The sequence below is a fragment of the Marinobacter sp. AC-23 genome, from assembly GCF_001858325.1.
Lineage (GTDB): Bacteria > Pseudomonadota > Gammaproteobacteria > Pseudomonadales > Oleiphilaceae > Marinobacter.
In genome coordinates this window covers 47575-61682 of sequence record NZ_MBPP01000067.1, presented here as the reverse complement: position 1 = coordinate 61682, position 14108 = coordinate 47575, and the positions used below count along the sequence as shown (strand labels likewise).

Genomic DNA, 14108 nt, shown 5'->3' with positions numbered 1-14108 from the left:
CGTTGATAACTAGATTTTTTTCTGCCGCCCGGAGCGCACTGGGCGCAATATCAGCTCATCAAGACTGTTCTGCTTAACCCGCTCCCACTCATCGGCACCGGAGACCCATACCCCCATATCTCGCAATAAACCGTCAGCCACATCGTATACAAAGCCATGAACGTTCAGCCGCTGACCTCGCTTCCAGGCTTCTTGAACAATGGTGTTTTGACATACATGCCCCACCTGCTCGATCACGTTCAACTCACACAAACGGTCAACCTGATCAAGCTCACTGCCACTGGCGTCCAGAATATCCTGGTGACGATCACGCACATCTTGTACATGCCTAAGCCAATTGCTGATCAGACCAAAACCTTCATTGTGCAGAGCAGCCTTAACGCCACCGCAGCCGTAATGACCAACCACAAGAATGTGCTTAACCTTCAAAACGTCTACGGCAAACTGCAGCACAGACAGGCAATTGAAATCTGTGTGTACAACCACGTTGGCGACGTTCCGATGCACGAACAGCTCACCGGGCATCAAATCTACAATCTGATTGGCAGGCACGCGGCTATCAGCACAGCCAATCCACAGGTATTCCGGCGCTTGCTGGTTAGACAGGCGATGAAAAAACTCAGGATCCTCGGCTTTAATACCATCGGCCCAAGCACGATTTTTTTCTAGTAGATGATCAAGCTGCCCCATTAACAGACTCCCATATAATGATTCCCGATCACAATTGAACGGGAATCATGGCTTCAGCGCAATACTCAGTTTGTCTGGATCAAGTCATAAGACCTGTCCGATTAGCTATCTCCATGGGGCTGATGCAGCGTGCTTTGCGCTAAATCCAACAATTCACGCAGTGCCACAGAGAACATTGCGTATTCAGGCTCCCCCACACCTTTGAGCTCAACCAGCATGGATTTCCAACGGTGGATCATGTGCTCATGCCGTTGCATCCAGTTTTCAACGCACGCTGGCACGTCCTCTGGCTTTTCCGCCAAATTCAGCACCCCAGTGGTCAATGCACGTTGCTGCCAGCCCAAATCCTCGCGGAAACTTTCCCGAGCCAACGCCTGCCAGTGTGATGCAGGGGTTAGGCTGGCAATAGTAGCGCCAAACCAGTTGAGATCAAGAAGGTCGCCCAGTTCGTAATAGAGATTAGCAACCGTCTTTAGTGGCATACCGGTCGCCCTTTGAGCTTCAATAATGCCGAGCGACGAGTACAGGTACCCGGTGCCAGCCAATACCGACGCCAGCTCTGCAGGCAACCCAGCTTTTTCCAGGGCTTTGTTGCGCTCTTCCCAGTCCGCCCGTGCCTGCCCCCCTAAATAATCTGGAAGGCCAGACGTTATGGCCCAGACACTGTCTGCAAAACGCTCCATGTGTCCTTCAATGCTCAGCTCGGCTCTACGATTACGCAGCAGCCATTGCACGGATCTGCGCATCAAGCGCATCAGATCCCCCATTAGCTTCATCTGCAATTGCGCTGGAACATGGAAATCCAGATCTTCGATCTTGTCCCACCAGTTGTCTATCCGGAATACATCTCTGGTTATCAGCCAAGCCAAGGCTATGGTTGCCGCATCGGCACCGGTAGACTGGCTCAAACGCTCCACAAAGGTAATACCCATGTGGTTGACCATGTCATTGGCGATCTGCGTAGCAATAATCTCCCGCCGCAACTGGTGCTCCCCAAGCTCTTTTGAGAACTTCTGGGTTAGGTCGCGAGGGAACACCTTGTACATTTCCCGGGCAAGTATCGGAATGTCCGGTAAACTGCTGTCTATCAGAGTCTGCTTCAGATCCCCTTTTACATAGGCAATCATGACCGCGAGTTCTGGCCGGGTAAGCCCCTGCTTATTCAACTTGCGCTCATTTAGCGCTTCATCGTCCGGAAGAAATTCCAACGCCCGATTCAGCTTGCCTTCACTTTCCAGGGTATTCATCAGCCGACGGTATTCCTCAAGGCGCGTCGCTGCATCCTCGTTGGCAATACTGATAGCCTGGGTCTGCCGATAGTTGTTCTTAAGAACAAGGGCAGACACATCGCTGGTCATGTCTTCCAACATAACGTTGCGCTGCTTCGCGGTGAGATCTCCCATGGCAACGCTGCGATTGAGCAGGATTTTCATGTTAACTTCGTGATCCGAGCAGTCGACACCCCCGGAGTTATCGATAAAGTCCGTATTAAGGCGACCACCTTTCAGGGCGAAGTCGATGCGGCCAAGTTGGGTCATGCCCAGGTTGCCACCCTCACCAACAATTTTACAACGCAGCTCTGCGCCGTTGATACGCAGACCGTCGTTGGCTTTGTCGCCCACATCACTATGGGATTCGCCACCGCCTTTGATGTATGTGCCTATACCACCAATCCAGAGCAAATCGACCTGAGCTTTCAGGATGTGGGAAATCAGCATATTAGGGGGCACACGGTCAGAATTGATGCCTAACAGTTTTTTGATTTCCGGGCTTATGGGTATGGATTTAGCGCTTCGGTTGAACACGCCGCCGCCTTTGGAAATCAACTTCTCGTTGTAGTCTGTCCACGCTGAGCGTGGCATTTCAAACAGCCTCTTGCGCTCCTTGTAGCTCTTGGCTGCGTCCGGCGAGGGATCCACAAAAATATGGATGTGGTTAAATGCTGCCACCAATCGGGTTTTCTCAGAGCTCAACAAGCCGTTGCCGAATACGTCCCCGCCCATGTCGCCAATGCCGATGGTGGTGAATTCATCGACCGCCGGGTTAATACCCACTTCACGAAAATGCCGTTCAACCGACACCCAGGCGCCCGAAGCTGTAATGCCCATCTTTTTGTGGTCGTAGCCGTTGCTGCCACCAGAGGCAAAAGCGTCACCCATCCAGAAACCGTATTCCGCCGCCAGGCCATTGGCGATATCGGAGAATGTCGCCGTGCCTTTATCCGCAGCCACCACCAGATAGTGGTCGTCCGAATCATGACGAACCACGCGCTCGGGAGGCTGAATGCCCGAATCCACCAGGTTGTCAGTAATGTCCAGAAGGCCCCGGATAAACGTTTTGTAGGCTGCTACGCCTTCCGCCTGGAAGGCTTCACGATCAGAGGAATCTGGCAGGCGTTTAGCAACAAAACCGCCCTTCGCGCCAACAGGAACAATCACGGCGTTTTTCACTTGCTGGGCTTTCACCAGACCCAACACCTCAGTTCGATAGTCCTCAAAGCGATCAGACCAGCGCAAGCCACCTCGAGCAACCTTGCCACCGCGCAAGTGAACGCCTTCCACCCGGGGCGAGTATACGAATATCTCGTACACAGGCAGCGGCAGCGGCATATCCGGAATCCCGGAAGGATCAAACTTCACACTGATATAAGATTTAGGCCCACCGGCCTCGTCAAGCTGATAGTAGTTCGTGCGTAACGTGGCTTGCATGAGCTCCAGATAGAGGCGCAAAACACGATCTTCACTGAGGTTTGCCACCTCTTCCAGCCCGGCATTGAACTCGATCTCGAGCTTTTGTTGTGCAGCCTGGCACTTGCCCTCACTCTGAAAACGATCCGGGTTGAAGCGGACCTCAAAGTACTCCAGCAGGATTCGGGTGAGCTCGACATGATTCACCAGCGTGTTGGAGATAAAGGTTTGGCTGTTGGAGAAGCGAATCTGGCGCATGTAACGGGCATAGGTGCGCAACAGGGCGATTTCGCGCCAGCTCATGTACGAGGTAATGAGCATGCGGTTAAACGCGTCGTTTTCCGCCTCGCCGTACCAAACCCGGTGGAACAGCTCCTCAAATATTGGCCGGACACGATGAATATCAATTACCATTCCACCATGGGCGTACAACGTAAAATCATGAATCCAAACAGTTTTATTGTTTCGATCGGTTACTTCAAACGGGTGCTCTCCCAGCACCCGGAAGCCCAGGTTGTCGAAAATAGGCATAACGTCTGACAGGGGTAGAGGCTGATCCGGGTAGAACAATTTGAAGTGCAGAGTGCTTTCATCTTCCTCAAGCGCCCGGTAGAAGCTCATATTCAGGTCGTTGTCGGCGGCTGAGGCAGAGATGTGCTCCAGATCAATAGCGGCACGGCGGGGCGAGAACGCCTCCGAATAGCTTGCCGGAAAGCCGCCAGCCCAACGCCGGTATAGCTCGTTACCCTGCTCTTCGCCGCAAGCCTCAGTCAGCGCCACTGAAAGACCATCGCGCCAGGACTGAGCCATCTCGATGACCTTTTCCCTGATCTCGGCAATCGGCAGCGTACGGTTTTCTACCTGCGGCACACGGATAGTGAACTGAACCCGGGCCAATACGGACTCCGAGAAGTGTGTAACAAACTCAATGTCTTCGGCCTCAAGGCTTTCCATGAGCACCTTTTCAACCTTCAGACGAAGCTCGGTGTTATAAATATCCCGCGGGAAAAAAGCAAGGCAGGTAACAAACTGGCCGTAAACATCTTCGCGCATGAACAGTTCAATGCGGCGGCGTTCCTGTATATACAGAATGTTTTTTGCCACCTTCAACAACTCGGCTTCTTCTATCTGGAACAGCTCATCTCGAGGGTACAGCGTGAGAATTTGCTCCAGCTCCTTGCCGGCATAATCTTCACGCAGAAACCCAGAGCGCTTTATCACATTCTGAAACTTGCGCCTAAGTAGTGGAATCTCATCTGGCCGCTCGTTGTATGCACGGGCGGTATAAAGACCCAGGAAACGGCGCTCGCCAACCACTTCGCCCTTTTTATTGAATTTTTTGACAGCGATATAATCCGGATACGCCGGGCGGTGGACTCTCGAGCGCTGGGCCGATTTGGCAAAAATCAAAACATCGTCGGCACGGGTCATCTCGTTGCGAGTGCGCTGAGGCAACTCATCAAGCCGAACCCGGTCGGGTCGCTCGTTGTTTACCCGCAATATACCCAGCTCAGAATTCTCTACTCGGCAAGCGGTCATGCCCGTTTTATCTTTAACGAAGTCGTACTCATCGTAGCCAAGGAAGGTAAAGTGATCGCGCACCAGCCAGTTGAGGAACGCCTTTGCCTCTTCCTTTTGCGCACTGTCGGCACCCACAGTGTTGGCATCCAGCTCATTAACGATTTCGTTTACTTTTTCGGTAACCAGTGGGAAGTCAGCAACAGCAATTCGCACTTCATGCAATACTGTTTGCAAGGTCTGCTCAAGCCCTCTCAAATCTTCAGGGTCGCTATGCTTGTCTATTTCCAGAACGATAAACGCTTCATAGGAGGACTGCGGCTGGCCTTTTTTAGTTGGCAGCAGCTTTTTCAGCTTTCCAGCTTTATCACGCTCCACATGCAATATGGAATGCTGAATAGAGTGGGTTCCGATTTCTTGCTGATTAACCGCTATACGCAGTGAGTCAATCAGGAATGGAATGTTCGGGTGCAGGATAAATACAACCGTGTGGGTAGATTGCCAGCCGTCACTCTCCAACTCCGGATTGAATACCGACACTGACGCTTCTTCAGCGCTGCGCTTTTGTAGAAATTGCCAGGCTGCGAGTGCGGCGCCGTAGGTATCGGAAAGCCGCCGTCTTACCAATTCTTCTAGCGGAATATGTGCGTAGTGCTGTTTTACAAATTCGCTGATTTTTCCGGCTTCGGCTTTAGCAATTTTTTTGGAGAACTCATCAGCCAACCGCTCAAAAAACTGATCTTTGCTAGCCACTGTCAGCGCATTCATGGGCAACCTCAGATAGTGTGAAATAAACGTAATCGGGATATCGTGAGATAAGCATAGTCAAACCCTTGATTTTTGCCGACTAGACACCAAAACTGCGGCAACTACTTACGCACGAGAGCCATAATTTCCAATGTCGCTACAGCATACGTTCGGTGAATTACGATCACAGTTAGCCAAAAGGATTATCGGGCAGGAAAAACTGGTTGATCGCCTCCTCATTGCATTGCTTGCCGATGGACACCTTCTGGTAGAGGGTGCACCAGGGCTGGCAAAAACCACCGCGATAAAGGCCCTGGCCGACCATATCACCGGGGACTTCCATCGCATTCAGTTCACCCCGGATCTTTTGCCGTCAGACGTTACCGGCAGTGAAATCTATCGCGCTGAAACTGGACTATTTGAGTTCCAGCGCGGACCAATATTCCACAACCTGGTACTGGCAGACGAGATCAACCGAGCACCCGCAAAGGTGCAGTCTGCCTTACTTGAGGCCATGGGTGAGCGCCAGGTCAGCGTCGGCATGCGCACCTTCCCGCTTGACCGCCTGTTCATGGTGATGGCGACCCAGAACCCTATTGAGCAAGAGGGCACCTACCCACTGCCTGAAGCCCAACTGGACCGCTTCCTCATGCACGTGGTGATCGGTTACCCATCGGCACAGGCCGAGCAAGAGATTTTGCATTTGGCCAGGCGCGACTACCGCCAGGGCCAGCCAGACGCCAACATTCGCCTGACTGCTGACCAGGTTTTCGAAGCCCGGGCTGAGACGGCCGACATCTTTATGGCCGAATCGGTCGAGCAGTATCTACTGGCTCTGGTATTGGCAACACGAGACCCAGGCGCCTTGGATCCCGAACTGGGGCGCTGGACGGCGTTTGGTGCCAGCCCGCGGGGCACGATTGCACTCGACCGCTGCGCCCGCGCCATTGCCTGGCTAGATGGCAGAGACTATGTAACCCCGGACGATGTTCGCGCGGTAGCCTTCGATGTACTCCGGCACCGGATTCTGCTGACTTTTGAAGCCGAGGCTGAAGGCATAACCGCCGACACAGTGATACAGCGCCTGATTGACCGTGTGCCGGTGAGCGCCTGAGGCCGCACATGAATTCACCCGATAGCAATGCAACAACCCGCATCGGCCTGCAGGCACTCATTCGTCTACAGGCTGATGCCAGGGCACTGAAACTCCCATCGGCCCGCCCGGCACGGGCGCGGCAGGCCGGGCTCCAGCGCTCTGCGCAACGTGGGCGTGGAATGGCGTTTTCCGAGGTGCGGCTGTACCAACCGGGAGATGACATCCGCAGCATTGACTGGCGTGTAACAGCCCGGCGCCAAGCACCGCACACCAAGCTCTACGAAGAAGAGCGAGAGCGCCCAGTGCTGTTGTTATGCGACCTTGGCCCTACCCTGTTCTTTGCCAGCACCGGCGCGTTCAAACAAGTACGTTGCGCCCAACTTGCCGCCATTCTTGCCTGGCTGGCTTTGTCGGCAGGGGATCAAGTAGGCGGCATCGTCTTCAACGGGAACACCTTGACCGTACAACGGCCGGCCAGGCGCAAAAAATCTGTACTGCGACTGCTGGACACATTGGCCAGCCAGCAACGTACATCGGTGGACAACTCAGCCACAGAAACCACCCTTGATACAGCGCTTTCTGAAGCCCGGCGCGTTGCCCATACCGGCAGCCGGATCTTTATAATCAGCGACTTCATCAACATCTCGGAGAACACGCCTTCCTTGCTCGGTGCGCTGGCTCGGCACAATAGCGTCAGCGCATTGCGGGTTGTGGATCCGCTGGAGCAGGCACTGCCGCAAAGCGGTCGCTTCGCCGTTGCCGGAGCAGAGGGCCCTGTGTGGTTTGATGCCTCAAATCGCAGTTTTCAACAAGCCTGGCACAAAAAAATCACGCGCCATGAAGCTACGCTTGAAGAGTGCTTCCGTTTGTCTGGCGTTGGGGCAACAAGCATTTCAACTCAAGAGGCACCGGCTATAAGCCTCAGATCCATACTCGGGCCTGGAGGGCGAATCGGATGATGCCCGACGACCCGTTAAGTCAGCTTCGGGATATTCACCTGCCTCAAACCGGGGGCTTCTGGCCACCCGCCCCAGGCTGGTGGGTTCTTGCTTTTGTCCTCCTTGTTGCCGTGGCTATCTTGGTGTGGGCTGTTCGTCGTCGCCACCGCCGGAATCGCTGGCTTAGGTTGCAAAGGCCGAACTGGCTAGCCTGGAACGCAGTGCCGTAAAAGAGCCCCAGTGGTTTACGCAACTCAACGCGCTACTTAAACGAGTAGCGCGGGAGCGTTACCCGGATGAAAACCCCGAAGCCCAATCTGGTGAACAGTGGACTGCTTGCCTCCTGCGTCACCTGCCTGACAGTCGCATGGTGCAACAACCGATTGTGAATGCCTTGGTAAACAGCGCCTGGCAACCGCAGCCAACGGCGGAACCTGCACAGGCCATCAAGTTCGCCCATACGTGGCTGGAAGCACAGAAATGTTGAGCCTCGCCTACCCCTGGGTACTGCTGCTAATTCTGGCCCCCTTGCTTTTGCATTGGAAAAAGCCGGCTGCACACACCGTGGATGCTCCAGTTTTCCCGGTTGGACATTGGCTCTCGGATTTGCCCGGCGTCACTCGTCAGGGCAATGGTGTGCCGCGCTGGCAATCTCTGGTGCTACTACTGGCTTGGACATTACTGATGTTGGCACTGGCGCGACCGCAGCATGTGGGTGAGCAGGTTCAAATGCCCGTTTCCGGGCGCGACCTTATGCTGGTGGTGGATATTTCACCCAGCATGGAAGAGCAGGACATGGTCATTCAGGGCCGCAGCATTAATCGTTTGCAAGCTGTTAAAAGAGTACTGAACCAATTCATTGCCCGCCGGGAGGGCGACAGGCTGGGCCTGATACTGTTCGGCACAGAACCCTACGTTCAAGCACCCCTGACATTTGATCTCGCAACCCTTGAGACGCTATTGCAGGAATCAGGCATCGGCATGGCTGGGCGAGCAACCGCCATCGGCGATGCAGTCGGCCTGGCGACCAAGCGCTTAAGGGATCGGCCCCAGCAACAACGGGTCGTGGTGCTGCTTACAGATGGCGCCAACACCGCCGGGGAAGTCACGCCTGACAAAGCGACAGAAATAGCTGCGGCTGCCGGCGTTCGCCTGTACACCATAGGCATTGGCGCTGAATCCATGGTCCAACGCGGTCTGCTCGGCTCCCGCCGGGTGAACCCCTCCAGAGACCTGGATGAAAATTTGCTTACCCGAATGGCGCAGCAGACTGGCGGCGAGTATTTCCGCGCTCGCAGCCTACCGGAGCTCGAGCTGATTTACGAAACCATCAACCAGCTCGAGCCCATTGAACTGGATGGCAAATTCTACCGACCGGTGACAGATCTGTTTTTCTGGCCTGCGGGCATAGCGGCAGCACTGTGGCTAAGCCTCTTTCTCTTCAGGCGCAGCAAAGGCAAGCTCGCTACAACTCGCGAACAGTCTGGCGGGAGCGTGAACCATGGCTGACTTCCATTTCCTGCGCCCGTTCTGGCTCTTGTTATTATTAATGGTGCCAGTACTTTACCTGGCACTGAAGCGAAAAAGCTCCGGCGACAGTGGCTGGTCCAGCCTGATCCCTGAGCAGTTTTTGTCTCCGGTCATCCGGCGATACGGTGGCACTACGCAAAAACGAGGATCGCGGCTTCTCCCGGCAATCAGCGCGGTTGTCATCCTGGCCGTAGCACTTGCCGGGCCAGCCTGGCGCGAGGCGCCCACGCCCCTGAAAAAGCCCGGAGACAGCCTGGTGATCGTGCTTGACCTGTCATTGTCCATGCTGGCAACAGATCTGGAGCCCAATCGCCTTACCCGAGCAAAGCGCAAAATTCGCGACATTCTAACCGTGCGCGAAGGCAGCCTCACCGGGCTGGTGGTGTATTCCGGGGACGCTCACGTGGTAGCGCCTCTAACCGACGACAGCAACACACTTACAGGAATGCTCAACGTACTAGACCCGGTCATTATGCCGGCTCAGGGTAACCGTGCCGATTTAGCGGTTGCCAAAGCCCGTGCGCTGCTTGAACAAGGCGCTCCGGGCAAGGGCCGCATTCTATTGATTACAGATGGTGTGTCAGATCGCTACTTTGGGCCTATTAACGATGCGCTAGCGGGTACCAATCTTACCTTGAGCACGTTGGCGGTCGGCACCCGTGATGGCGGCCCGATCCCCCTTGCCCGGCGTGGTTTTATTCGGGACAACGGCAATATTGTGATTGTACGCACCGACCCGGACCAGCTCGCAGAGCTTGCCCAAGAAAATGGCGGTAGAAGCGATGAGCTGACACTGAATGACACCGACATAACCACCTTGAACCTGAGCCCCGTGGAATCAGACGAGTGGCAAGACACAGACACCGGGTTAACCATAAACCGCTGGAAGGACGACGGTTACTGGCTATTATGGCTGGCCCTGCCACTGCTCCTGCTGGGCTGGCGCCGAGGCGCCTTTACTGCCATGGCACTGATTTTAATGCCAGCAATACCCCAGCCAGCTGCCGCCATGGATTGGGACAGCCTTTGGCAGCGGGAGGATCAAAGAGCAGCCGAGTTGATTCATAACGACGCCGGTGCCGCGGCCAGTCTACTTGAGTCACCCGAGTGGCGAGGCTCCGCCCTTTACAAGGCCGAGCGCTATGACGAAGCCGTCAAAGCCTTCTCAAGTGCTCGTACACCCCTCGCGGATTACAATCGCGGCAACGCTCTCGCCCGCGCAGGTAAATTGAAAGACGCCCTTAAAGCCTACGACAGTGCTCTGAAACACAATCCTGATATGGAAGATGCGCAGGTAAACCGGAAATTGGTGGAAGACTTACTCAAGCAACAGGAAAAAGAGTCCAGCCCGGACCAAGGTGACGGCGATCAGAGCTCTTCGGATTCAAACGGAGATGAGAACCAACAGCAGGGGGACAGTTCCGATTCGTCTGATCAAAACCAGAGCTCCGACAGCTCTCAAAACTCACAGGCGACCAAGGCTCTGATGGAGAACCCGGCCAGCCCCAGGATAGCTCACAAGGGCAGGAGCAGGGGCAAGGCAGGGCTCAAGAAGAGCCTGGCGGGGAGCAACCCGAGGATTCCCAAGAAAGCGGCGAAGCCAATGCACAGGCCGCCGGCGCCCAACCTGGCAGCGAAGACGTCCAGGCACCCACCCCGGTATCCGAAACACCTCTGACCCAGAGCCAGGAACAATCACTGCGCCGGATTCCCGATAACCCAGGCGGTCTCCTGCAGCGAAAATTCCTGCAACAATATCAGGAACGCCAGACACCATCCGATGAGGGCGACACACCATGGTAAAACGGCTGATCATTCCGACAATTCAGCTAGCGGTTTTGGCAGCCTTGATGCTTCTCTGGTCGCCAACCTACGCTGGCGACCTCACTGCAGAGCCAGACAGAACTCAGCTATACCAAGGTGAAGTACTGACACTCACCGTTAAGGGCACCACGAAGATCGATATCAATCTAACCAATCTTTTTGATTTTGATCTCTCAAGCCTGCCCTCACCAGACATTGAAAAGGTGGCGCCAGACTTTGATATATTGGCCCGCAACCAGCGTTACAGCATTCGTACCGTAAACGGCGACATGGTGGGAGAAATAACCTGGACCTACCAATTGGCGCCAAAATCAACCGGGGAGCTCACCATTCCCGCTCTTACTTTCCAGGCTCTGTATCCAGCCCAGTGACCGTAGAGGTAGTGAGTGGCAACCCTCCCGATCAGGCGAGCGATAACCGAGACAGTTTCATTGAGCTGACCACCGACAAAGCAGACGTTTATGTTCAGGAGCAACTCATTCTGACGGTGCAGCTATTCTTCCGGGGCAGCCTTATCCGCGGCGAGCTGTCTGACCCTCAACACCCCAACGCCCGGATAGAACCCTTGGGAAAACAAAAAGAATTTTCCCGTTTTCGTGATGGCGAGCGGTACCGGGTGGTGGAGCGGCGTTATGCATTGTTCCCACAAAAGCCTGGCCCTTTAAACCTGCCCGCCATTCGTTTTGAAGGCCAGGCCCGGGAGGCCGATGGGTCGCTTAAGTTCCTGCGGGATAGCGCCCAACTGTTTGAGGTACAGGTGAACGAAGTACCAGCAGAGTTCAGCGGCACAACCTGGCTACCGGCGACCAGCCTTACCCTGGCCGAGGCGGACATGCCGCCAACACTTAACCTGAACACTGGCGACAACCTCACACGCACCCTAAGCTTGCAGGCCACTGGCCTGCCTTCCGAGGCTCTGCCGCCGTTGCCAGAATCTGTGCCCGACGGGCTTCGCAGCTACCCGGAAAATCCTCAGCGCGACACCAGTGTCGGCCCGGACGGCATCACCTCAACCCTTACACAAACCAGGGCGCTGGTTCCGGTGAAAGCGGGACAGCTCACGCTCCCGGCAATTCGTATTCCTTGGTGGGACACTGAGTCCGACAGCGAAAAAGTTGCTGTTATCCCTGCACAAACCCTGAACATAACCGGTGCAGATACCGACAAGAGCGAAGATAACGCAGCTGTGCCTATTGCAAGCTCAGCCGATAACCAAAGCACACCACCAGAGCCTGGCAGCGAGGTCAGTGCCGCCAACAGTGGAGATATATCCGACAACAGTAAATTCTGGCAATGGATCAGCCTGGCATTGGCTGGCATCTGGGTGTTGACCATGCTGGCCTGGTGGCTAACACGCAGCATGTCACGCCAACCGCAGGGTAATACCGGCTCACCGGGAGCCCAAGATGAGGGGGCGACATTCGAAAGGCTGTTTAATGCTGCCAAAGAAGGCCATGCTTCAGCACCGGGGTTATTCGTAACCTGGGCCAATGTACGCTTACCTGGCCACGATTTCCGCTCCGCCGGAGACGTGTTCCGTGTATATCCAGAGGCAGATCTGCAAACGCAACTTGGCAAACTGCAGGCGCACCTTTTCAGCCAGAGGATGCCAACGGCGATAGCTGGGATGGCAATGCTTTAACCCAGGCACTCAAACAAGCTCGGCAAAGGATGGCGAAGGTGTCTTCAGAGACAGGCTTACCACCTCTTTACCCCGGCAATCTGTCAGTGTCGGGATAGAGAGGTGGCGTAGAGGGTAGAATGCAGAATGCAGAATGCAGAATGCCAATTAGTCGATCAGCTGCTGGTCAATAACCAGTACCACTGGCGACCCCTGATCTTCGGAAACCTCAATAGGTGAATCCGTACTGCCCTGCCAGTCGCCCGCCTGAGCGTTGATATTGCCTGAACGTGTCAGGCGGGCCGTTACAACCACTTTTTCTGCACCCGATATAACCGCTTGCGGCGCCATCGCATGGCTGTCGTCCAAGCGGACCTCAATGGGCAGAGCGCTCGCCGTTAGCCTGACAACGGCCAGGGGCGGGCCACTTTGGGTGTTGGCCGCACGGGCAAAGAGAAACAGCGTGGTGTCGTCAGGGATGTCTTGCTTGAATGCTTCATCGAGAGTCACCCGAACGGTTACGCCGACACCCCCTGCGCTATCATCCGGTGCTGAAAATGCAGGGGTTTCTGCAGGCGGCTGCTCCCCAAGACGTGTGTAAGCCTCTTTTATACCCCCTTGAATAGAGGCCAGCTGCGGGTGGTCTGGCGCTACCGTTTGGACGCGCTCCCAGTAGCGGATCGCCTCACGATAGTTGCCTCGGCTGAACGCATGAATTCCAAGCAGCCCCAGCGAGTTAACTTCATCAGGGTTCAGTGCCCTAGCCTCTTCAATTGCCGACGTTACCTCTTCAGTCATAGCGCCCTGACTGCCGAAAAACTGTGCTTGAGCCGACAGGCCCAAAGCGACAGCGCGGGATCCATCATCGGAGCTCACATTATCTGCCAGCTTTCGGAACGCCCAGGCTGCATCGTCATACCGCTCCAAACGCATATACGTTTGGCCTAACATGGCCCAGCCATCAGGGTTATCCGGGCTGGCCTCAAGCCGAGCACGTAATTGCAGTGTCAGTTCACTCATTTGTGTTGCGCGGGCGTCATCCGAGCTGCCCAGCTCTTGCATGGCTACAAAGGACTCAACGCTGTCCATCGCCCCCCATTCTTCATAGAGCAAAACCGTAGCCGCAGGAATCAGTAGTATTGAGAACAGAGCAACCGCTACAGCTGACTTGCGGCCAGGCACCGCTTTGGAAGGGGCCTCGTTATCCGGCACATCGTCGAGCATGGCACCGGCAAGTTCCTCGCGGAGTTGCCGGTACGCTTCTTTATCGATGATGCCTGCCTGATGCTCTTTTTCCAGCTCTGCCATCCGGCTGCGATAGGCCAGCAGGTTCTGGTTTCTGAGATCCGTTTGCTGCCGGGCGCCCCTGCGATGGAACATCACAGGGTAAAGCACAAACCCCAAGGCAAAAATAATCAATACCGTTGCGGCAATCCAAAAAACTTGAGTCATGGAGA

11 protein-coding genes are annotated in these 14108 nt (G+C 55.2%); 8 read left to right on the top strand and 3 right to left on the bottom strand.

What is annotated here, in order from left to right:
- Positions 1-9: 9 nt before the first annotated feature.
- Positions 10-690, bottom strand: a complete 681-nt coding sequence (can, locus tag BCA33_RS17025; protein WP_071267735.1) for a carbonate dehydratase — start codon at positions 688-690, stop codon at positions 10-12.
- Positions 691-791: 101 nt separating this feature from the next.
- On the bottom strand, positions 792-5663 hold the full coding sequence (locus BCA33_RS17020; RefSeq protein ID WP_071267733.1) for an NAD-glutamate dehydrogenase: 4872 nt from the start codon (positions 5661-5663) through the stop codon (positions 792-794).
- Positions 5664-5793: 130 nt separating this feature from the next.
- On the opposite strand from BCA33_RS17020, the gene BCA33_RS17015 reads away from it, so the two are divergent.
- The 8 genes from BCA33_RS17015 (at position 5794) to BCA33_RS16990 (ending at position 12672) form a co-directional block, all read left to right on the top strand.
- Positions 5794-6756, top strand: coding sequence for a MoxR family ATPase (locus BCA33_RS17015; protein WP_071267731.1), 963 nt, complete (start codon positions 5794-5796; stop codon positions 6754-6756).
- An 8-nt stretch (positions 6757-6764) separates the two neighbouring features.
- A complete protein-coding gene (locus BCA33_RS17010) occupies positions 6765-7697 on the top strand; it encodes a DUF58 domain-containing protein (RefSeq protein WP_071267729.1) in 933 nt (310 codons plus the stop codon).
- Positions 7694-7906, top strand: coding sequence for a DUF4381 domain-containing protein (locus tag BCA33_RS22250; RefSeq protein ID WP_139173042.1), 213 nt, complete (start codon positions 7694-7696; stop codon positions 7904-7906). The genes BCA33_RS17010 and BCA33_RS22250 overlap by 4 nt, the downstream gene beginning before the upstream one ends.
- Positions 7879-8163, top strand: a complete 285-nt coding sequence (locus BCA33_RS22245; protein WP_139173048.1) for a DUF4381 domain-containing protein — start codon at positions 7879-7881, stop codon at positions 8161-8163. Before BCA33_RS22250 ends, BCA33_RS22245 begins: the two co-directional genes overlap by 28 nt.
- Positions 8157-9185 (top strand): VWA domain-containing protein, encoded by a 1029-nt coding sequence (locus tag BCA33_RS17000; protein WP_071267727.1) that lies wholly within the window; start codon positions 8157-8159, stop codon positions 9183-9185. The genes BCA33_RS22245 and BCA33_RS17000 overlap by 7 nt, the downstream gene beginning before the upstream one ends.
- Entirely contained in the window at positions 9178-10884 is a 1707-nt protein-coding gene (locus BCA33_RS16995) for a VWA domain-containing protein (RefSeq protein ID WP_368087263.1), read from the top strand. The genes BCA33_RS17000 and BCA33_RS16995 overlap by 8 nt, the downstream gene beginning before the upstream one ends.
- A gap of 118 nt (positions 10885-11002) precedes the next feature.
- A complete protein-coding gene (locus tag BCA33_RS22240) occupies positions 11003-11401 on the top strand; it encodes a BatD family protein (RefSeq protein WP_254774538.1) in 399 nt (132 codons plus the stop codon).
- The gene (locus tag BCA33_RS16990) at positions 11398-12672 is read left to right on the top strand and encodes a BatD family protein (RefSeq protein ID WP_254774537.1); all 1275 of its coding nucleotides are present in this window, start codon (positions 11398-11400) and stop codon (positions 12670-12672) included. The genes BCA33_RS22240 and BCA33_RS16990 overlap by 4 nt, the downstream gene beginning before the upstream one ends.
- Positions 12673-12819: 147 nt before the next feature.
- On the opposite strand, the gene ccmI is transcribed toward BCA33_RS16990, so the two are convergent.
- Positions 12820-14103, bottom strand: a complete 1284-nt coding sequence (ccmI, locus tag BCA33_RS16985) for a c-type cytochrome biogenesis protein CcmI (protein WP_071267725.1) — start codon at positions 14101-14103, stop codon at positions 12820-12822.
- Between the last annotated feature and the right edge of the window lie 5 nt (positions 14104-14108).

Excerpts from the sequence above, each read along its gene's own strand:
- can (WP_071267735.1), bottom strand. The coding sequence starts at position 690 with ATGGGGCAGCTTGATCATCTACTAGAAAAAAATCGTGCTTGGGCCGAT.
- BCA33_RS17020 (WP_071267733.1), bottom strand. The coding sequence starts at position 5,663 with ATGAATGCGCTGACAGTGGCTAGCAAAGATCAGTTTTTTGAGCGGTTG.
- BCA33_RS17015 (WP_071267731.1), top strand. The coding sequence starts at position 5,794 with ATGTCGCTACAGCATACGTTCGGTGAATTACGATCACAGTTAGCCAAA.
- BCA33_RS17010 (WP_071267729.1), top strand. The coding sequence starts at position 6,765 with ATGAATTCACCCGATAGCAATGCAACAACCCGCATCGGCCTGCAGGCA.
- BCA33_RS22250 (WP_139173042.1), top strand. The coding sequence starts at position 7,694 with ATGATGCCCGACGACCCGTTAAGTCAGCTTCGGGATATTCACCTGCCT.
- BCA33_RS17000 (WP_071267727.1), top strand. The coding sequence starts at position 8,157 with ATGTTGAGCCTCGCCTACCCCTGGGTACTGCTGCTAATTCTGGCCCCC.
- BCA33_RS16995 (WP_368087263.1), top strand. The coding sequence starts at position 9,178 with ATGGCTGACTTCCATTTCCTGCGCCCGTTCTGGCTCTTGTTATTATTA.
- BCA33_RS22240 (WP_254774538.1), top strand. The coding sequence starts at position 11,003 with ATGGTAAAACGGCTGATCATTCCGACAATTCAGCTAGCGGTTTTGGCA.
- ccmI (WP_071267725.1), bottom strand. The coding sequence starts at position 14,103 with ATGACTCAAGTTTTTTGGATTGCCGCAACGGTATTGATTATTTTTGCC.